Source organism: Peribacillus simplex (genome assembly GCF_001542915.1).
Classification (GTDB): Bacteria; Bacillota; Bacilli; order Bacillales; family DSM-1321; genus Peribacillus; species Peribacillus simplex_B.
Genome location: NZ_LNNH01000007.1, coordinates 1 through 18475, shown reverse-complemented (window position 1 = coordinate 18475; position 18475 = coordinate 1). Strand labels below are relative to the sequence as shown.

Annotated in this window: 18 protein-coding genes, 2 rRNA genes and 1 riboswitch; of the genes, 1 reads left to right on the top strand and 19 read right to left on the bottom strand. The window is 44.8% G+C overall.

Annotation, left to right across the window (positions count from 1 at the left end; all coding sequences use genetic code 11):
• Nucleotides 1-17 precede the first annotated feature (17 nt).
• From pcrB to AS888_RS01900, 4 genes are all read right to left on the bottom strand, one after another.
• Nucleotides 18-701, bottom strand: coding sequence for a heptaprenylglyceryl phosphate synthase (pcrB, locus tag AS888_RS01915; protein ID WP_061140526.1), 684 nt, complete (start codon nt 699-701; stop codon nt 18-20).
• Between the two features lie 230 nt (nt 702-931).
• Nucleotides 932-1246 (bottom strand): YerC/YecD family TrpR-related protein, encoded by a 315-nt coding sequence (locus AS888_RS01910; protein WP_057913894.1) that lies wholly within the window; start codon nt 1244-1246, stop codon nt 932-934.
• A 26-nt stretch (nt 1247-1272) separates the two neighbouring features.
• Complete coding sequence (locus AS888_RS01905; protein WP_061140525.1) at nt 1273-2310, bottom strand: DUF3048 domain-containing protein; 1038 nt, start codon at nt 2308-2310, stop codon at nt 1273-1275.
• A 43-nt stretch (nt 2311-2353) separates the two neighbouring features.
• Complete coding sequence (locus AS888_RS01900) at nt 2354-4099, bottom strand: adenine deaminase C-terminal domain-containing protein (RefSeq protein ID WP_061140524.1); 1746 nt, start codon at nt 4097-4099, stop codon at nt 2354-2356.
• A gap of 148 nt (nt 4100-4247) precedes the next feature.
• On the opposite strand from AS888_RS01900, the gene AS888_RS01895 reads away from it, so the two are divergent.
• Nucleotides 4248-4514: a YgaP-like transmembrane domain gene (locus AS888_RS01895; protein ID WP_061140523.1), complete on the top strand. Its 267-nt coding sequence runs from the start codon at nt 4248-4250 to the stop codon at nt 4512-4514.
• Between the two features lie 55 nt (nt 4515-4569).
• Here AS888_RS01895 and purD read toward each other — a convergent pair whose 3' ends face one another.
• From purD to AS888_RS01820, 15 genes are all read right to left on the bottom strand, one after another.
• Nucleotides 4570-5841, bottom strand: coding sequence for a phosphoribosylamine--glycine ligase (gene purD / locus AS888_RS01890; protein WP_061140522.1), 1272 nt, complete (start codon nt 5839-5841; stop codon nt 4570-4572).
• Between the two features lie 20 nt (nt 5842-5861).
• On the bottom strand, nt 5862-7397 hold the full coding sequence (gene purH, locus AS888_RS01885) for a bifunctional phosphoribosylaminoimidazolecarboxamide formyltransferase/IMP cyclohydrolase (protein WP_061140521.1): 1536 nt from the start codon (nt 7395-7397) through the stop codon (nt 5862-5864).
• Between the two features lie 18 nt (nt 7398-7415).
• The gene (purN, locus tag AS888_RS01880; RefSeq protein WP_061140520.1) at nt 7416-7991 is read right to left on the bottom strand and encodes a phosphoribosylglycinamide formyltransferase; all 576 of its coding nucleotides are present in this window, start codon (nt 7989-7991) and stop codon (nt 7416-7418) included.
• Nucleotides 7991-9016, bottom strand: a complete 1026-nt coding sequence (gene purM, locus AS888_RS01875; RefSeq protein WP_061140519.1) for a phosphoribosylformylglycinamidine cyclo-ligase — start codon at nt 9014-9016, stop codon at nt 7991-7993. Before purM ends, purN begins: the two co-directional genes overlap by 1 nt.
• 43 nt (nt 9017-9059) lie before the next feature.
• Entirely contained in the window at nt 9060-10475 is a 1416-nt protein-coding gene (purF, locus tag AS888_RS01870) for an amidophosphoribosyltransferase (protein ID WP_061140619.1), read from the bottom strand.
• Nucleotides 10460-12682, bottom strand: a complete 2223-nt coding sequence (purL, locus tag AS888_RS01865) for a phosphoribosylformylglycinamidine synthase subunit PurL (RefSeq protein ID WP_061140518.1) — start codon at nt 12680-12682, stop codon at nt 10460-10462. The genes purF and purL overlap by 16 nt, the downstream gene beginning before the upstream one ends.
• Nucleotides 12666-13352, bottom strand: a complete 687-nt coding sequence (gene purQ / locus AS888_RS01860; RefSeq protein ID WP_061140517.1) for a phosphoribosylformylglycinamidine synthase subunit PurQ — start codon at nt 13350-13352, stop codon at nt 12666-12668. Before purQ ends, purL begins: the two co-directional genes overlap by 17 nt.
• A complete protein-coding gene (gene purS, locus AS888_RS01855) occupies nt 13349-13603 on the bottom strand; it encodes a phosphoribosylformylglycinamidine synthase subunit PurS (protein ID WP_061140516.1) in 255 nt (84 codons plus the stop codon). Before purS ends, purQ begins: the two co-directional genes overlap by 4 nt.
• The gene (gene purC / locus AS888_RS01850) at nt 13596-14315 is read right to left on the bottom strand and encodes a phosphoribosylaminoimidazolesuccinocarboxamide synthase (RefSeq protein WP_061140515.1); all 720 of its coding nucleotides are present in this window, start codon (nt 14313-14315) and stop codon (nt 13596-13598) included. Before purC ends, purS begins: the two co-directional genes overlap by 8 nt.
• A 102-nt stretch (nt 14316-14417) precedes the next feature.
• The gene (gene purB / locus AS888_RS01845; RefSeq protein WP_061140514.1) at nt 14418-15710 is read right to left on the bottom strand and encodes an adenylosuccinate lyase; all 1293 of its coding nucleotides are present in this window, start codon (nt 15708-15710) and stop codon (nt 14418-14420) included.
• A complete protein-coding gene (gene purK / locus AS888_RS01840; protein WP_061140513.1) occupies nt 15707-16867 on the bottom strand; it encodes a 5-(carboxyamino)imidazole ribonucleotide synthase in 1161 nt (386 codons plus the stop codon). The genes purB and purK overlap by 4 nt, the downstream gene beginning before the upstream one ends.
• Nucleotides 16851-17339 carry a 5-(carboxyamino)imidazole ribonucleotide mutase gene (gene purE, locus AS888_RS01835; RefSeq protein WP_061140512.1) on the bottom strand — a complete coding sequence of 163 codons (489 nt, stop codon included), beginning with the start codon at nt 17337-17339 and terminating at the stop codon, nt 16851-16853. The genes purK and purE overlap by 17 nt, the downstream gene beginning before the upstream one ends.
• A 179-nt stretch (nt 17340-17518) precedes the next feature.
• Nucleotides 17519-17620, bottom strand: a riboswitch (purine riboswitch).
• A gap of 74 nt (nt 17621-17694) precedes the next feature.
• Nucleotides 17695-17895 (bottom strand): NETI motif-containing protein, encoded by a 201-nt coding sequence (locus AS888_RS01830; RefSeq protein WP_061140511.1) that lies wholly within the window; start codon nt 17893-17895, stop codon nt 17695-17697.
• 309 nt (nt 17896-18204) lie between these two features.
• A 5S ribosomal RNA gene (rrf, locus tag AS888_RS01825) occupies nt 18205-18320 on the bottom strand.
• Nucleotides 18321-18382: 62 nt separating this feature from the next.
• A 23S ribosomal RNA gene (locus AS888_RS01820) occupies nt 18383-18475 on the bottom strand; the annotation flags it as partial.

The following is an 18475-nucleotide window of genomic DNA, read 5'->3' as shown; positions in this document are numbered from 1 at the left end:
ACATTTATTCCGTTTTTTCATTTAACTGCTGAAACTGTGGCAAGTGCCACCTTCAAATCCTCATAAATCACATTACCGACAACGATGACATCCGCAAACTGCGCCATCTCTTTTGCCTGTGCAACCGACTTTATTCCGCCGCCATAAAATAAGACGGTATTGTCCAAGTTCTCTTTGGCAGCTTCCACCATCTGGACATTTCCATAAGCCCCGCTATATTCCAGGTAAAAAATCGGCAAGTTGAACATCTTTTCGGCCATCATTGCGTAAGCCCCCACATCATCCAGATCCAGATCAGTATCGGCTTTCGTCAATTGCGCCGCTTTACAATCAGGATTCAGGATGCAATAGCCTTCAACGAAAATCTCATCCCAATTCAACAAATATCCGTATTCTTTAACTGCTTGCTGATGCAGCTTCATCATCCAATCGGGGTTGGAGCTATTGAGGACACTCGGAATGAAATATAAATCGAAGCCAGGCGTCACCGTTTCAACAGAAGAAATCTCCATTACGCATGGGACGGTATACCGTCTGATCCGTGCCATTAGATGAAGAACATTCTCAAGCGTGACGCCATCCGTTCCTCCGACCATGATTGCATCAGTACCGGATTCACAGACTTTTTCCAACGCCTCATCACTTATTTCTTTATTTGGATCGAGCTTGAAAACATGTTTCCACTCGCGAAAATCGTACATTTTTATCCTCCATTCACACTTCCCATTACACCATTATAGCATTAAGATTTTTCATTAAAAACGAGAAGTATCGATAAAATCTTTACCAAAAATAAATTGTAATTTTAAAACCTAAAACTGGAGCGGTACGGTCGAAAGGCGGGGAAACGGGAATGCGTTGATCCCAAAAGAAAAAGCCGGGAATGGATTCCTCGGCTTTTTCTAATTCACCCTATAAAAAATCGATAGCATTAAGATTCAGTTGTTTCCTCAACGTTTTCCTTAATGCGGTTAAGAGCCATTGTATACGCGTCATTCCCGTAATTCAAACAGCGTTTGACCCTGGAAATCGTAGCTGTGCTTGCACCCGTTTCCGTTTCAATCTTGTGATAGGTTTTACCCTCTTCAAGCATCCGTGCTACTTCTAGACGCTGTGCTAAAGATGAGATTTCATTAACTGTACATAAATCATCAAAAAATCGATAGCATTCGTCCAAATCACGCAAGGAAAGGATCGACTTGAACAGCTGATCCGTCTCTTTTCCTCTTAACTTATCAATTTGCATGTTACTCCCCCTCAATTTCATGGGTATCAAAATGAGACATCTTGTTCTAAACCAGGTTGATCCGGAATGATATTGATCCAAGTTTTCCCTGGGATCAACCCTGCTTCCTCATCGTTTTTCACTGGTATGATTCGCCCACTCTCATTAACCCATTCTACCTCATTCACTTTTCCTCGTTGAAGTAAATAACCTTTTCCGCCACTTTTCAAATCGATTTTGCGACGACCCTTTTCGTCAATCACTTGATGATCGGCTTCAATGATCAATATATTATCCAGTAAAATCGGATTATGCGATTTATATTCGACTGTTAGTTCACCATTCGAATAACGTTTATATTTCTTATCCGTGGCATCGTATTCATACTCAACATCATACTCTTTTAAACCATAGGATATCTCGGCTTTGAGTGCCGATTCCCCTTGAATTCCAGCAGCCTCTTCCTTTGAAAGGAAAGTGAGTGGATCTGGTGCGCCTTTCATTTCATATCCCTTTTCCTTCGCGCCTTTTAGGATGTCAGCAAAAGAGATGTAGGAATTATGCGGCGCTTTACGATCGTCCGAGCGTTGAAACAAAGTTCCATCATAATATAATCCGTTCAAGTTATCAATATACCCTTTGTCGAGCATGGTTTTCGCCTCGGGGCTATTCCCATGACATACGTAGAGGCAATCGAGGCCTTTAGCCATTTCGATATAGTAGTCCCTTGCACTACGGATCGGACCGATCTGGCTCGGCTCTTCACTTTGGAAGATAGCTAAAAATCTGGTTATATCACCTTCTGCGAGCATTTCGTATACCAAATCGGCTTCAGAGAGCCCGGATTGCGGCCTTGCCTGTGGATGGTTATTAACCATCACGGCTACAGCCCTTTGCTCAGTGCTTTCATCGGTGAATTCACCAGTAAGTGGAAACTGATTGCGAGATTCATCTTTCACATCCGTGTTTTTTTTATCAGCCTGGTCTTTCGTCTTACTGTCATCCAATGCAGATTCTTCTTTCGCCGAACAGCCTGCGAGCAGTAAAATAGCCAAAACGATGAAAAGAACTCTCTTAAGATTCATCTTTCCACTCCTCTGATTTATTAGCACTTTCTCCTCTTATATTTTAACGCATTATAGTAGGAAAGAGTATAGTTTTATTCATAACATCATACACTCCGCGTTGGGTCAGCCTTATATAAGGAAGATGTGTCGTCGAAAAGAATGAAAGTGTATACACTGGATCGTCGAAGCGGTAGCCCCTCTCGCACAGCAATCTTTTCAGCACATTCTCTTCTTCGATCAGTTCAGGTACCTCCTTGGTCGACATGATCCCCTGTAGTTTTAGAGGCAGTTCATGGATCACTTTGCCATGTTCCGTTAAGATGATGCCACCGCCAATTTCCTTCAGACGCCTAAATGCCAAATGCATATCCTGTTTCCGCTTGCCGATCAGTATGATGTCACCCGTATTCGTATAAGATCCGGCAAAGCCGCAAAGTTTATTGGCAAAGCCTTTCAAGATCGTATTGATGCGCCATTTCCCTTCCCGATCAATAAGCATGAAAAAACATTCATCATCCTCAAAGTTCAGCTCTTCATGCCCAACATCATTGGAAAGGGAGTACGGCTTCGTTATTACGTTATTGACCAGTTCGATCCCAAACGGCATCGAAAATTCAAAATCTTCCTTTAAGCTAAGATTCCAATCAAGGTCGAGTGGCTTAAAATCGAAATCACCCCATTCGATTTCCTGTTCATCGGGAATGATCTCCCCATCCCTCTTCACCCACTTCCCCTTTGCCATTACCGAAACCGGTGCAGGCTCCTTTATATCGGTAAGGAAGTTGATGTTCGCCACCCTTCCAGTAGCAATATTCCCATGAAGGTACTCAATATTATAGTATCGGGCGATATTGATGGTTGCCATATTATAAGCATCGATGACGGGTACGCCATGCTCTATCGCTATTTTGATCAAGCAATCAATGAAACCACCCTCATAAAAAGATGGCGGCGATCCATCTGTCGTATAAAAGAATTTGTCGTATTGATCGATGCCGAGTTCATGGATTTCGGAAATCAGCTTAGGCAGATCCGGACGTATCGAAGAATGCCTTAGCGATACATAATAGCCTTGCAGCAGGCGGGACATGACTTCTTCACCCGACATTGCTTCATGGTCACAGTCAGCCCCGAATAGGGTCATTTTTGCCAACGTTTTCTCGGATGCCCCCGGAAAATGGCCTTCTATTTTCTTTCTCATTCTCTTCGCTTCCTGGATCCAATGCAGCATCATGTCATCCCCGTCAAGAAGCTTCGGCCATCCCGTCAGTTCCCCGCCCTGTAATACGGCATCATGCTCCAGCCAGGATTTGACCGCACCATGGGAGAACACCGTATCTTCATCGATCAATTCGGTCTGTCCGTCAAAACGGCTCCACCAATACATTGTAACAGGAATGTTACGTAATTCTTTCAAAAGAGAAAACGCTTTCTTTTTATCTAACTGCAAAAGGAAAGGCAAGTTATCATTGATTAATGTCGTTGTGCCAAAATGAGATGCATAACGTGAAAAGGTAAGGGGATTATATAATTGAGAAGGATGTGAGTGCGGCTCAATATATCCCGGGACCAAATACTGGTTTGTGCAATCAACCATTTCACAATGGTCTATATTATCAGGAAGCTTTTCTCCAACATAGATGATGCGATCATCATATATCCATATATTCGCCTTCACCCATTTTCGTAAAGCTTGATTTAAGTAAGTCGCATTTTTAAGCAGAATGTGTGGTGCCCTATTGCCATCCAGCACATCTATATGTTCTCTAAGATGTTTATTTTTCCATCTATAGCGCTGTTCAAGCATAAAACATTCCCCCATAAGTTTTTAGAAAAAAATGTATAATAAAAACCATTTTCAATCCAATTTTATTTCATAGTAACATACTTGCCTCATTAGAACAGTAATGTTATCCGGAATATTGTTAAATTTTTGTGAAGGGATGGACATAATTATGAAGTTTAAACAAAATATCAGTATAATAAATGCGTTAATGCGAATTACCTGCGGCTTGACCTTCCTTACATGGGCAGCGGCAAAGATGGTGAAAAAACCGTGGAAAAAGCAATCCTATCTAGTCGTGGTCATGCTTTCTGCCATGAAAATAGGAGAAGGTATCCTCCGCTATTGTCCTATTGTCGATGTTATGGAAAATGGGCAAACACTAATGAAGAAAGAACACACTCAGGAAGAAGCCCCTCACCCATCAGATTCCAATTAAAGTCTTGATCCTATAGAAGAAGCTGACTCCGATTAGAGTCAGCTTCTTTCATTTTTCATGAAAAATGGTATTGGATTGCACGATAACCGATATCCGTACGCCAAAACAATCCTTCTTTCTCCACATGACCTAACTCTTTATATACGTGAGCTTTGGCGGAGGCTAAATCTTTCCCTTTTGCAGCAACGAGAAGAACACGTCCTCCATTCGAGATGAAGTTCCCTTCAGTATCAAGTGCCGTCCCGGCATGATAAATATGGGCATCCTGATCAATCTTTTCCAACCCTTTAATGATGGAATGCTTTTTATAATCGCCAGGGTACCCATCGGCTGCCACGACCACGCCGATAACCGCTTCTTCATGCCACTCAAGCTGCAAATCAGCACCTGAAAGGACCGCTTCGACGGTTTCAAGGAAATCCGTCTTCAGTCGCGGTAATACCACCTGCGTCTCCGGATCGCCAAAACGGGCATTGAACTCTATGACTTTCGTTCCTTTTTCAGTTGCGATCAACCCGGCATATAATATGCCGGTAAAACGTCGATCTTCAGAAATCATCGCATTGACAGTTGGCTGAAGGATCGTTTCCACTGCAGACTGTACCATTTCATCGGTGATTTGCGGCACCGGTGAGTAAGCCCCCATTCCGCCTGTATTCGGCCCCTGATCTCCATCGAAAACCCGCTTGTGATCTTGCGCTATGACCATAGGATACACTTTATCCCCATTAACGAATGCCATCAACGAGAATTCCTCTCCATCAAGGAATTCTTCAATAACCACCTTGGCGGAAGCTTCGCCAAACTTAGCACCGATCAGCATATCACGGATGGCGTCCAACGCCTCATCCATCGTCATTGCGACAACGACGCCCTTGCCTGCAGCCAGCCCATCCGCCTTGATTACGATCGGAACCCCGATTTTTTCGATATATGCCTTTGCAGAATCGTAGTCAGTAAATGTTTCATATTCTGCTGTCGGAATGCTGTAGTCCTTCATTAAATCTTTAGCAAAGGATTTGCTTCCTTCTATGACTGCAGCGCGGCCGTTAGGACCGAATGCCTGTAAGCCCGCTTCCGTAAAATCATCAACAATCCCGTTAAGCAATGGCGTTTCTGGTCCAACAATCGTCAATGAAATGTCATTTGCCTTGGCAAAAGCAATTAATTCCCCATGATCGCTTTCACAAATCGGTACAAGTGTCGCTACATCCAACATGCCTGGATTTCCAGGTGCTGCAAAAACCGTCCCGACCCGATCGCTTTCAAATAGTTTACGGGCAATAGCGTGCTCCCTGCCGCCCCTGCCAATCACTAGTACATTCATTATCGCACCTCATCCTTTGATTAATGTTTAAAGTGACGAATCCCTGTGAATACCATTGCGATTCCGTATTCATCAGCTTTGTTGATTGAATCTTGGTCTTTTACAGAGCCACCAGGCTGAATGATTGCCGTAACTCCCGCTTTCGCTGCTGCTTCGACGGTATCGTCCATCGGGAAGAAGGCATCCGAGGCCAATGCGCTTCCTGCCGCTCTTTCACCAGCTTGCTCAAGTGCGATTTTCGCCGCTCCGACACGATTCATTTGCCCTGCGCCAACGCCTAAAGTCATTTGGTCATCGCAGACGACGATTGCATTCGACTTCACATGTTTGACGATTTTCCAGCCAAGCTCCAAAGCCTTCCACTCTGCAGGTGTTGGCTCACGCTTCGTTGCGACCTTCACTTCTGCATCCTTTAAGCTATGTGCATCGCGGTCTTGAATGAGTAAGCCGCCTTCTATGGAAGTCAATTTACGTTCAGTTTTATTGGCCATATCGAATTCGATCGTTAATAAACGAAGGTTTTTCTTGCTCGTCAGGATTTCCGCTGCCTCGTCCGTAAACCCAGGAGCGATGATGATTTCAAGGAAAATTTCATGAAGCCTTGCAGCAGTCGCCTTATCAACTTCGCGGTTCAGGGCGATGATACCGCCGAAAATGGAAGTGGCATCCGCTTCATAAGCTTTTTCATAAGCCTCTAAAATCGTAGTCCCGACCCCGACGCCGCAAGGATTCATATGCTTGACGGCAACGGCAGCCGGCTCATTGAATTCCCTAACGATTTGTAGCGCTGCGTCGGCATCATTAATGTTGTTGTATGAGAGTTCTTTTCCGTGTAATTGCTTCGCGTTTGCAATCGAAAAAACGGAACCAAGCGGTTTTTTATAGAATGCAGCTTTTTGATGTGGATTTTCCCCGTAACGAAGTGACTGCTTCAATTCATAGGTAACAGTCAATGATTCAGGATTTTCTTCGCCGGCAAGCTCTGTCATATACTCCGAAATGACAGCATCATATGCTGCAGTATGGCGGAAGACTTTTGCTGCCAGACGGCGATTCGTGGTTTTTGATACAGCACCGTTTTGCTTCAGCTCTCCCAATACGGCAGGGTAGTCACTGGAATCGACGATAACGGTCACATATTCGTGGTTTTTGGCAGAAGAACGTAGCATCGTCGGTCCGCCGATATCGATGTTTTCAATCGCATCTTCCACAGTGACTTCCGGCTTGGAGATTGTCGCCTGGAAAGGATAAAGGTTTACACAGACTAATTGAATCGGTTCAATATTATGCTCTGCAAGCTGCGCCGCATGATCCTTGTCATCATGTTTCGCCAACACCGCCCCATGGACATTCGGGTGAAGTGTTTTGACACGCCCATCCAGGATTTCGGGAAAACCAGTGACTTCACTGATTCCAATTACGTCAACACCATGATCCTGCAACGTTTTTTTCGTACCACCCGTTGAGATGATTTCAAATCCTGCCTCAATTAATCCTTGAGCAAATTCGATGATGCCTGTTTTATCCGATACACTAATTAAAGCACGTTTTTTCATGTTAAGTTGGTCCCTCCATTAAGTAAGTTGCTGTTGGCAAAGCTGCTGTAAGACGGACGGATACAGATCATGCTCCGTTTCCTGAATCCTCTTTTGAAGAATGCCAATCGTATCTCCATCAAGAATCGGCACCGTTTTTTGGACAATGATCGGTCCTGTGTCCATTCCTTCATCGACATAATGTATCGTGACCCCGGTTTCCTTCACTCCGGCTTCATAAGCCTGGCCAACCGCATCCTTGCCGGGAAAATCAGGCAGGAGTGAAGGATGGATGTTCACGATGCTTTGTGGATACTCATGTAATAATGTCGGACCTATCAAACGCATATAGCCAGCCAGAATGATCAATTCCACATCACGTTGGCGAAGTTCCTTCAGGATTTCCGATTCAAACTCAGCCTTGCTAGAGTAATCTTTCGCTGAAAAAGAGAAAGAATCTACATTTTCAAGCCTCGCCCTCTCTAGCACATATGCATCTTCGCGATCGCAAACGACCAGGCAGATTTCCGCCTCCACCTTTCCGCTTTTTATCGCATTTGCAATTGATTGAAAATTACTACCGTTACCTGATGCAAAGACAGCAAGACGCCTCATTATTTGAACGACACTCCATTTCCCGATACAATCGTCCCAATGATCGATGCTTCTTCACCACAGGCTTGCAGATAGGCCAGCACATCGGCCGCTTCTTCTTTCTTCACGATGGCCGTCATCCCGATTCCCATATTGAATATATTGAACATTTCCTCTTTCACAAGGTTTCCTTTTTCTTCAAGGAAAGAAAATATAGTTGGTATTTTCCAACTTCCCAACTCAATCTCCACACCGCATCCTTCTGGTAGAATACGTGGGATGTTTTCAATGAACCCGCCGCCCGTGATATGGGCAAGGCCCTTGATTTCAAATTTTTCCAATGTCGCTAATATGGATTTTACATAAATCTTGGTCGGTTTCAACAGCTCCTCGCCTAACTTGCAATCAAGCTGTGGGACGAAATCATGAAGGACCATCCCTGCATCTTCAAGGAGAATTTTACGAACCAGCGAATAACCGTTGCTATGGATGCCGCTTGAAGCCAGCCCAATCACGACATCGCCCGCCTGAATCGACCCACCCGTAATCAGACGTGGTTTTTCGACTGCGCCGACAGTGAAACCTGCGACATCATATTCTTCAGCTTCGTACATCCCCGGCATTTCCGCCGTTTCACCGCCGATCAAGGCACATCCAGCCTGTTCACAGCCATCCGCAATTCCTTTGACGATCATTTCAATCCGTTCCGGATCGGCTTTACCGCAGGCTATATAATCTAAAAAGTATAAAGGTGCAGCACCTTGAACGACAACATCGTTGACGCACATCGCTACACAATCCACTCCAATCGTATCGTGCTTATCCATCATGAACGCCAACAAAAGTTTCGTACCGACTCCATCTGTACCCGAAATGAGCACAGGTTCTTTTAGATTCAAGGAAGACAAATCGAACATGCCCCCGAAACCGCCCAGTCCATTCATTACTTCCGGACGAAATGTACGCTTCACATGTTTTTTCATCCGATTTACCGCTTCATAACCAGCCTCAATATCCACACCAGCCTGTTTATAGGCATTAGCCATTTGGAATCCCCCTCCGAAAATCATTCTTTTAATTCCGACATGATTAACATTTTGTCTTTTCTCGTTCGTATTCAAAAATTTCAGTCGGATAATTTCCGGTGAAACAAGCTAGACATGACCCGCGCGTTTCTCCAGCAAAAGGACGGCCAATCGCTTCGACCATACCTTCGACACTTAAGAACGTTAAAGAATCAGCACCAATGATTTCCCTTATTTCCTCCACCGATTTAGAGCTTGCGATCAGTTCTTCTTTTTTAGACGTATCTATTCCGTAAAAACAAGGATTCTTGATCGGAGGTGAGCTAATGACAACATGCACTTCTTTAGCTCCTGCATCTTTTAACATGCGGACAATCCTTCTGCTCGTTGTTCCACGGACGATTGAATCATCCACCATTATCACCCGCTTGCCTTCCACGACCCCTCTTACAGGTGAAAGTTTCATCTTCACGCCCTGTTCACGCAGGCTCTGCGATGGCTGAATGAATGTCCGTCCGACATAACGGTTTTTAATTAAGCCCATTTCATAAGGAATGCCTGCCGCTTCAGCATAGCCAATCGCTGCTGAAATGCTCGAGTCAGGTACCCCTGTTACGACATCCGCTTCAATTTTGGCTTCCAGTGCCATTTGTTTGCCAAGGTTTTTGCGGGCCGTATGGACATTGATTCCATCGATATTGCTATCCGGACGGGAAAAATACACATATTCCATCGTGCACATTGCCTGTTGACTGGAAAGCGAAAAGTATTCGGACGAGATTCCCTCATCATTAATGACAACAAGTTCACCAGGCTCAATATCGCGGATAAATTCTGCACCTACAATATCAAGAGCACATGTTTCGGATGCGGCAAAATAAGCATCGCCTATTTTACCTAAGGAAAGCGGGCGGAAGCCATGCGGATCTCTTGCCATGATCATTTGGTTTTCTGTCATGATGACGAAAGCATAGGCCCCCTTCAGCATGCTCAAACTGTTTTTCACTGAATCCCTTACATCTGAGTAGCCGGACCGTTTAATCAAATGGGCTAGGACTTCCGTATCCGATGTCGTTTGAAAGATGCTTCCCTGTCCCTCAAGCTGTGCTTTTAACTGATTGGCATTGACGATATTCCCATTATGGGCAAGGGCCAGGCCGCCCGTATGTGAATTGAACAAGAAGGGCTGGACGTTTTGATACCCGCCGCCGCCTGCCGTTGTATAGCGGACATGGCCGATGGCCGCTTTTCCGCTGCCGGAAAGTGCTTGCATTTTTTCAGCCGTGAAGATCTCCGTGACGAGACCTTCACCTTTAGAGATCGACATCTGCTCGCCATCCGTGACGACGATGCCTGCTCCCTCTTGTCCGCGATGCTGCAAGCTATGCAACCCGTAATAAGCAAGCTGCGCTGCATCAGGGTGCCCCCAGACTCCGACTACGCCGCATTCTTCGTTAAGGCTCCTTATTTCAGCAAGCATGGTATAGCTCCCTTCCAAGCTGTTTGCAATTCATTAACGTCCGCTTCCAATACAGTTCCATCCGTGCCTGCAATCACGACCAGCTTACGATCCTCCGTTACAGAGCCTATGCATATCGCATCTTCCACAAGCGCTTCGAAAGCCTCCTTGTTTTCAGGTTTGATGGAAAGCAAGAAGCGTGATTGCGTTTCACTGAATAGTTCGGATACCGCTTCGCCGGAAATAGTCACTTTCGCCCCAAGCTTGCCTGAACCGAATAAAGATTCAGCTAATGCGACTGCCAGACCGCCTTCCGAAAGATCATGTGCTGATGCAACAAGACCGGTTTGGATCGCCGCGAGGATTTGCTGCTGACGTTTTTGTTCAACAGTCAAATCAAGTTCCGGTGCGCGTCCAAAAATTTTCCCTTCAAGCATTTTTTGCAATTCACTGCCGCCAAACTCCACTTTTGCTTCACCGACAACGTAAATCAGGTCGGATTCAGTCTTAAACGTTTGTGTAGTGATATGCTCAAGTTCATTAACAAGGCCGACCATTCCTACCACAGGTGTCGGATAAACCGCTTCGCCATTCGTTTCATTGTAAAGCGAAACATTTCCGCCAATGACTGGCGTGCTTAAACTCCTGCAAGCCTCACTCATGCCATCAGCCGCTTTTTCCAGCTGCCAAAAGATTTCAGGTTTTTCCGGGTTGCCAAAATTCAAGCAATCCGTTATTGCCAATGGCTCCGCACCTGAACAAATGATATTGCGGGCTGCTTCAGCGACCGCGATTTTTCCGCCTGTTTCAGGATCAAGATAAATATAGCGGGAGTTGCAATCCGTCGTCATCGCAAGGGCCTTATTCGTTCCCCTGACACGTACTACAGCTGCATCGGAACCAGGTGAAACCACCGTATTCGTACGGACCATGTAATCATATTGATCGTAAACCCATTCCTTACTTGAAATGGTCGGTTGCTTCAATAGTGCCAATAGTGTTTCTTTATAATTTTCAATGACCGGCACTTCAGCCTTCATGCTTTGGAAGTCACGGAAATATTGCGGTTCCGCGGATGGCTTATGGTAGATCGGAGCTTCTTCCGCCAAGGCGTCAACAGGAACCTCCGCAACGATTTCACCTTGATGCGTTAAGATCAGTTTTTTATCGTCCGTCACTTCACCAACTGCAACTGCTTCTAAATCATACTTCGTGAACAAATCGACGATTTCCTGTTCACGGCCTTTCGTGACTACGATGAGCATCCGCTCTTGTGATTCGGAAAGCATCATTTCATAAGCCGTCATGCCCGTTTCACGCTGAGGGACAAGGTCCAGGTTCATTTTAATGCCAGAGCCCGCTTTACTTGCCATCTCGGCAGATGAGCTGGTAAGTCCTGCCGCTCCCATATCCTGAATGCCAACAAGGGCATCGTTTTGAATCAATTCAAGGCAGGCCTCCAGAAGGAGCTTCTCCATGAATGGATCTCCCACTTGAACGGCAGGGCGTTTCTCTTCGGAAGACTCCGACAGCTCTTCAGATGCAAATGTGGCTCCATGAATGCCATCGCGTCCAGTTTTTGCCCCCACATACATGACGGTGTTGCCCACTCCGTGCGCCTGGCCTTTTTTTATATCCTTATGATCGATCAAGCCGACACACATGGCATTGACTAACGGATTTCCTTCATAAGAAGGATCGAATTGAATTTCACCGCCGACAGTCGGTATCCCGATACAATTCCCGTAACCGGCAATCCCGGCAACGACTTCTTTGAATAAGTATTTCACGCGATCATTATCAAGTTCGCCAAAGCGAAGTGAATTCAGCATCGCAATCGGACGTGCCCCCATGGAGAATACGTCACGGATGATTCCGCCGACACCAGTAGCGGCACCTTGGTAAGGTTCAATCGCTGATGGGTGGTTATGACTTTCAATTTTAAAAACGACGGCCTGGTCGTCACCGATATCGACGATGCCCGCTCCTTCACCAGGACCTTGCAGCACTTTCTCCCCCGTAATCGGGAATTTCCTTAAGATGGGTTTTGAGTTTTTGTAGGAACAATGCTCTGACCACATAACGGAAAACAATCCTGTTTCCGTATAATTCGGCAGTCTGCCTAAGATTTTCTCCACCATGGCAAATTCTTCATCGGATAGCCCCATACTTGCGTACAATAGCTCCGATTTAATTTTTTCCGGACTTGGTTCAAGCTGTAATAACATGTGATTCCCTCCAGTTTTTTACGATGGATTGAAAAATCTTTAAGCCGTCTTTACTGCCAAGCAGTGAGTCAACAGCACGTTCGGGATGAGGCATCATTCCGAGGACATTTCCTTGTTCGTTTGCAATTCCCGCTATTTGTTCCAAGCTTCCGTTTGGATTTTCACCATCATAAGTGAACAAGATGCGGTTATCTCGTTTCAATTCAGCCAATGTTTCAGCATCACAGTAATAATTCCCTTCACCATGGGCAACCGGGATCGTAATCGTTTCATGCAATTCGTAGCCTGATGTAAACATCGATTGATTGTTTTCAACCTTCAAACCTACATTGCGGCAAATGAATTTCAAACCTTCATTTCGGCGCATCGCTCCTGGTAAAAGGCCTGCTTCAAGTAAAATCTGAAAACCATTGCAGACACCAAGAACAGGCTTTCCTGCTTTAGCCGCTTTTACGACTTCGGCCATCACATTCGAAAAACGGGCAATCGCTCCGGAGCGTAAATAGTCTCCATAAGAGAAACCTCCAGGAAGAAGGATCCCATCATACTGATCTAGGTTGTTTGTGGAATGCCATACATACTCCACTTCTTCCCCCAGGGCATCCTTTATCGCATGATACATATCGACATCACAATTGGAGCCTGGGAAAACTATGACAGCAAATTTCATTGGGTGATAACCTCCTCAACATCATAACGGTACGCTTCAATTACCGTGTTGGCCAAAAGTTTTTCACACATTTCCTTTACAAGCTGATCTAAATCACGATCCGTATCCTCAATGGTCAGTTCAATGTATTTCCCCACTCGAACGTCACTCACTTCGTTATAGGTCATGCTATGAAGTGATTGTTGGACAGCTGCTCCCTGTGGATCCAATACACTTTCCCTTAGTGTGATATATACCTTAACCTTATGCATGTTGAATGCCCTCCAATTTTGCTAGAATTTTTTCGTAAGCATCTGTTAAACTGCCTAAATCACGGCGGAATACATCTTTGTCCAATTTTTCGTTCGTTGCTGCATCCCATAACCGGCAGGTATCGGGTGATATTTCGTCAGCCAGTAGAATATCTCCATTCGGTGTTTTTCCGAACTCTAATTTAAAATCTATCAGTCTAATATCCAGCTCTTTAAAGAACGAGGTCAGGACGGTATTTATTTCCTGTGCTTTTTCTTTTAAAATCGCTACATCTTCCTTGCTAGCAAGTTCCAATTCTTCAATATGGTCTTCTGTTAACAGAGGATCGCCGAGCTCGTCATCTTTATAGTAAAACTCAGTCAATGCTTTCTTGAGGGGCTGCCCTTCCTTTATCCCCGTTCTTTTGGAAAAACTGCCTGCAGCCGTATTCCTGACGACGACTTCAAGGGGAATGATGGAGACTTTTTTGACTAACTGTTCCCTGTCGGAAAGCATTTCAATAAAATGGGACGGAATATTCTCTTGGGCAAGCTTTGAAAATAGTAAACTGGTAATCTGATTGTTCAACTTGCCTTTGCCGGCGATTTCCGACTTTTTTTCACCATTGAACGCCGTTGCCGAATCCTTATATTCCACCCATACTATTTCACTGTTGTCCGTTGCATAAATCTGCTTCGCTTTTCCTTCATACAACAATTCTCGTTTTTCCATCCGTCAAGACCCCCACATTGTGAATATTATGAATTTTCCTATCATTAGCCAGGCTTGGCAAACATCGGACAGGGTATGTCCCGTGTTTGCCGCCTGCTTTTTTTATAAACCTAAACGATCAAAGATCACATCAACATTTTTCAAGTGATGCGTAGGATCGAAGCAATCATCAAGCTCTTCTTTCGTAAGCAAGCTCGTGATCTTATCATCCTTTTCGATCAGGCTTCTGAATGGAACCTGCTGCTCCCATGCTTCCATCGCTTTCGGCTGAACCGTATCATAAGCTTCTTCACGGACAAGCCCTTTATCGATAAGCGAAAGCAATACACGTTGCGAGAAGATCAATCCTAGGGTACGGTCCATGTTGCGTTTCATGTTTTCCGGATAGACGGTTAAGTTCTTAACGATGTTGCTGAAACGGTTCAGCATATAGTTCAGAGCGATCGTTGCATCCGGTAAAATGATGCGCTCAGCTGAAGAATGCGAAATATCACGCTCATGCCATAATGCCACATTTTCATAAGCTGTCATCATATAACCGCGGATGACACGGGCCATCCCCGTCATATTTTCAGAACCGATCGGATTCCGTTTATGAGGCATTGCCGACGATCCTTTTTGCCCTTTTGCAAAGAACTCTTCCACTTCACGTGTTTCGCTTTTTTGCAAGCCGCGGATTTCGACTGCGAACTTTTCAATCGATGTCGCAATCAGCGCCAACGTGCTCATATAATGTGCATGGCGATCGCGCTGTAATGTTTGCGTCGAAATGGGCGCTGCTTCAAGTCCAAGCTTTTCACAAACGAATTTTTCTACAAACGGATCGATGTTTGCATAAGTTCCGACAGCACCGGAAATTTTCCCAACCTCGATGTTCTTTCTCGCTTCATCGAAGCGTTCGACATTGCGTTTCATTTCTTGATACCACAATGCCAGCTTCAAACCGAAAGTAGTCGGTTCGGCATGAACTCCATGCGTACGCCCCATCTGAACCGTGTATTTATGTTCTTTTGCTTTATTTTTCAGGATCTCGACGAAGTTGTTCAAATCCTTCGCAAGAATCTCATTGGCTTGCTTAATCACATATGAAAGAGCTGTATCGACTACATCAGTGGAAGTCAATCCGTAATGTACCCACTTCCGTTCTTCACCTAACGTTTCAGAAACAGCACGTGTAAAGGCTACAACATCATGGCGGGTATCCTTTTCAATTTCATTGATGCGTTCCACATCGAATGTAGCATTTTCACGAAGCAGCTTCACATCTTCTTTCGGAATGACACCAAGTTCAGACCACGCTTCACAAGCCAAAATCTCGACTTCCAGCCACGCGTTAAATCGGTTCGTCTCTGTCCAAATGTTGCCCATCTCTGGGCGGGTATAACGTTCAATCATTTTACTTCCTCCGTTTCAACCTGTTGTTTCCAAATTTTGCTTCGATCACTTTCCAAAAGAGCTTCCTCAATCGTCGGACGTAAAATATTCACATGCCCCATTTTTCGCTTAAGCTTGGCTTCCTTCTTTCCATAAAGGTGAACCTTCCAATCCGAAAGCGTCGGGATTTCATCCAGTAAAGGCCCGATATGCTCGCCTAGGATGTTGACCATTACAACCGGCTTCAATAATGCCGTATTTCCAAGCTCCCAATTGCAGACAGCCCTTATATGCTGTTCGAACTGTGAAGTCTCACAAGCTTCCATTGTATAATGTCCCGAGTTATGAGGTCTTGGCGCCAATTCATTAATGATGATTTCATCCTGATCGGTCAAAAACATTTCGACTGCCAATGTCCCGATCAATTCAAGGTTCTCTACAAGTTGCAAAGCCTCATTGATCGCTTTCCTTTCAGCTTGTTGACTAATACGGGCCGGAACTATGCTTTTATGAAGAATGTTATCAATATGAATGTTTTCCGCTATCGGGAAATGAGTTGCCTCACCATTTCCTTTACGTGTCACGATAATGGAGATTTCTTTTACGAAAGGAATCCAGGCTTCCAGCACACATACACCTGTTTTGAGCAGGGATTCAGCCTTTTTGATATCGGCTTCTTCCTTAATGACCAACTGCCCTTTTCCATCATAACCGCCCCGGGTCGTTTTTAACACACTAGGGTACCCTATTTTTTCTATATGAAGGTGAATTTCCGAAATATCGTGTATTTCCTGATAGGGAGCAACCGATGCCCCTGCATCAGAAATGGCCTTTTTTTCAGTAAGGCGATCCTGTGTCAGCTTCAATAATTCGGAGCCCTGCGGAAGATATGCATGCTGCTTTAACCAATCCAACGCCTCTGAACTGATATTCTCAAACTCATAAGTTATGACGTCACTGACCTCCGCCAATCTTTTCAATGCATCTATATCGTCATAAGCACCAATTATTTCAATATCCGCGACTTGCGCGCATGGACCTTCTGCAGTCGGCTCAAGGACCGCTATCCTAAATCCCGATGCCTTGGCCGACAGGGCCATCATCCTGCCTAATTGCCCACCGCCGATGATCCCAATGGTCTGTCCCGGTAAAATGGTTGTATTATTTAAGTTGTTCACTGCTTCTTAACACCTTTTCCTTCGTTTCGTCTCTTAAAGCTTCCAATCTTCCTGCAATTTCAGGATTGAAGGCCGCGAGCATTTGGGCTGCGAACAAACCGGCATTGATTGCGCCGGCTTTTCCGATTGCTACCGTCGCAACCGGTACACCGCCAGGCATTTGCACGATGGATAATAATGAATCCATCCCGTTTAATGCCTTCGATTGTATCGGGACGCCTATCACAGGGACGATCGTTTTGGCGGCTGTCATACCGGGAAGATGCGCTGCCCCGCCTGCCCCGGCAATGATAACTTTAATGCCTCTCTCATTTGCACTCTCTGCATATTCAAATAGTAAATCCGGTGTCCTGTGGGCGGAAACGACTCTTTTTTCATAGGGAATGTCAAGCTGTTCCAATGATTCACAAGCGTATTTCATCGTTTCCCAATCCGAGACACTTCCCATAATAACCCCAACCTGCGGTTTCATATCATCTTTCCCTCCAACACTCAAGTTGTCGCGTCCGAATATGCAGATGGACGCTTCTCATTATCTATCACATATAAATTAAAAAACCGGACGGATTGCTTCCTCATTGTTGAGGAAGCAATCCGTCCGGAAAAGAAAGCCTTTTAAGAAAACACAAAAAGACTTGGCTAGATTCCGAATTAGTCAGATGCTTCTCTCATAGTCCGATGATTTACGGTCATCAGGTAGAAACTTTTGGGCCATATCCCCATGATTATATGAGATGTATTAATGTACCTTCATCTTACCGTCCGGCTATTTTAATGTCAAGTTAAAATCGAATATTTTATGAAAACGCTAATTGATTGTTCGGGTTTTACTCAATTAATTTTGCTTCAAATACAATTTTCCTATCAATTGGCTCATAATGGACCTTTCCGTTCTCCATTCTCTCGGCAAATATCGGTTCTTCGGTCCTTCTTACAGGAAAGTAACCTAACGCTTTCATTCGGTCCAGGCAAGCATCGATCGTCTCGCCCTCATTAACTTCAAATTTCAGCTTACCCTTTTTACTCACACTATCGTTCCCTTTCTTTTTCTATTTATTGTTTGCCTTTCCGTTCATTGAAATTCTTCCTAGTATAAAGAAAAGAGCAAGGAAAGGCAAGAAATTAATACTAAAACCGACTAATAATAGCATGATTAGGTTAAGGGTCGAATTATTGGCTGTCTGGGACGGATTATCTCATCGAAGGCCGAATTATTGGCTGTCCGGGTCGATTTATTTCAATTGAAGGACGAATTATCAGTTGTTTTCCCTTTTTCCCCAAAAAACGAACAAATAATGGCGCAAAAAAAGACCAGCCGGATGGCTGATCTTGAAATGGCTTGGCGGCGTCCTACTCTCACAGGGGGAGACCCCCAACTACCATCGGCGCTGAAGAGCTTAACTGCCGTGTTCGGAATGGGAACGGGTGTGACCTCTTCGCTATCGTCACCAAACATATGAGGAACGTTGTTCCTTCAAAACTAGATAATAAGAAGGCCTTTCATTTTCTAAAGCGTTGGTTAAGTCCTCGATCTATTAGTATCAGTCAGCTCCACATGTCGCCACGCTTCCACCTCTGACCTATCAACCTGATCATCTTTCAGGGATC

What these genes read in the sequence shown, in the direction of transcription:
- pcrB (WP_061140526.1), bottom strand. Translation starts at nt 701, where the DNA reads ATGTACGATTTTCGCGAGTGGAAACATGTTTTCAAGCTCGATCCAAAT.
- AS888_RS01910 (WP_057913894.1), bottom strand. Translation starts at nt 1,246, where the DNA reads ATGCAAATTGATAAGTTAAGAGGAAAAGAGACGGATCAGCTGTTCAAG.
- AS888_RS01905 (WP_061140525.1), bottom strand. Translation starts at nt 2,310, where the DNA reads ATGAATCTTAAGAGAGTTCTTTTCATCGTTTTGGCTATTTTACTGCTC.
- AS888_RS01900 (WP_061140524.1), bottom strand. Translation starts at nt 4,099, where the DNA reads ATGCTTGAACAGCGCTATAGATGGAAAAATAAACATCTTAGAGAACAT.
- AS888_RS01895 (WP_061140523.1), top strand. Translation starts at nt 4,248, where the DNA reads ATGAAGTTTAAACAAAATATCAGTATAATAAATGCGTTAATGCGAATT.
- purD (WP_061140522.1), bottom strand. Translation starts at nt 5,841, where the DNA reads ATGAATGTACTAGTGATTGGCAGGGGCGGCAGGGAGCACGCTATTGCC.
- purH (WP_061140521.1), bottom strand. Translation starts at nt 7,397, where the DNA reads ATGAAAAAACGTGCTTTAATTAGTGTATCGGATAAAACAGGCATCATC.
- purN (WP_061140520.1), bottom strand. Translation starts at nt 7,991, where the DNA reads ATGAGGCGTCTTGCTGTCTTTGCATCAGGTAACGGTAGTAATTTTCAA.
- purM (WP_061140519.1), bottom strand. Translation starts at nt 9,016, where the DNA reads ATGGCTAATGCCTATAAACAGGCTGGTGTGGATATTGAGGCTGGTTAT.
- purF (WP_061140619.1), bottom strand. Translation starts at nt 10,475, where the DNA reads ATGCTTGCTGAAATAAGGAGCCTTAACGAAGAATGCGGCGTAGTCGGA.
- purL (WP_061140518.1), bottom strand. Translation starts at nt 12,682, where the DNA reads ATGTTATTACAGCTTGAACCAAGTCCGGAAAAAATTAAATCGGAGCTA.
- purQ (WP_061140517.1), bottom strand. Translation starts at nt 13,352, where the DNA reads ATGAAATTTGCTGTCATAGTTTTCCCAGGCTCCAATTGTGATGTCGAT.
- purS (WP_061140516.1), bottom strand. Translation starts at nt 13,603, where the DNA reads ATGCATAAGGTTAAGGTATATATCACACTAAGGGAAAGTGTATTGGAT.
- purC (WP_061140515.1), bottom strand. Translation starts at nt 14,315, where the DNA reads ATGGAAAAACGAGAATTGTTGTATGAAGGAAAAGCGAAGCAGATTTAT.
- purB (WP_061140514.1), bottom strand. Translation starts at nt 15,710, where the DNA reads ATGATTGAACGTTATACCCGCCCAGAGATGGGCAACATTTGGACAGAG.
- purE (WP_061140512.1), bottom strand. Translation starts at nt 17,339, where the DNA reads ATGAAACCGCAGGTTGGGGTTATTATGGGAAGTGTCTCGGATTGGGAA.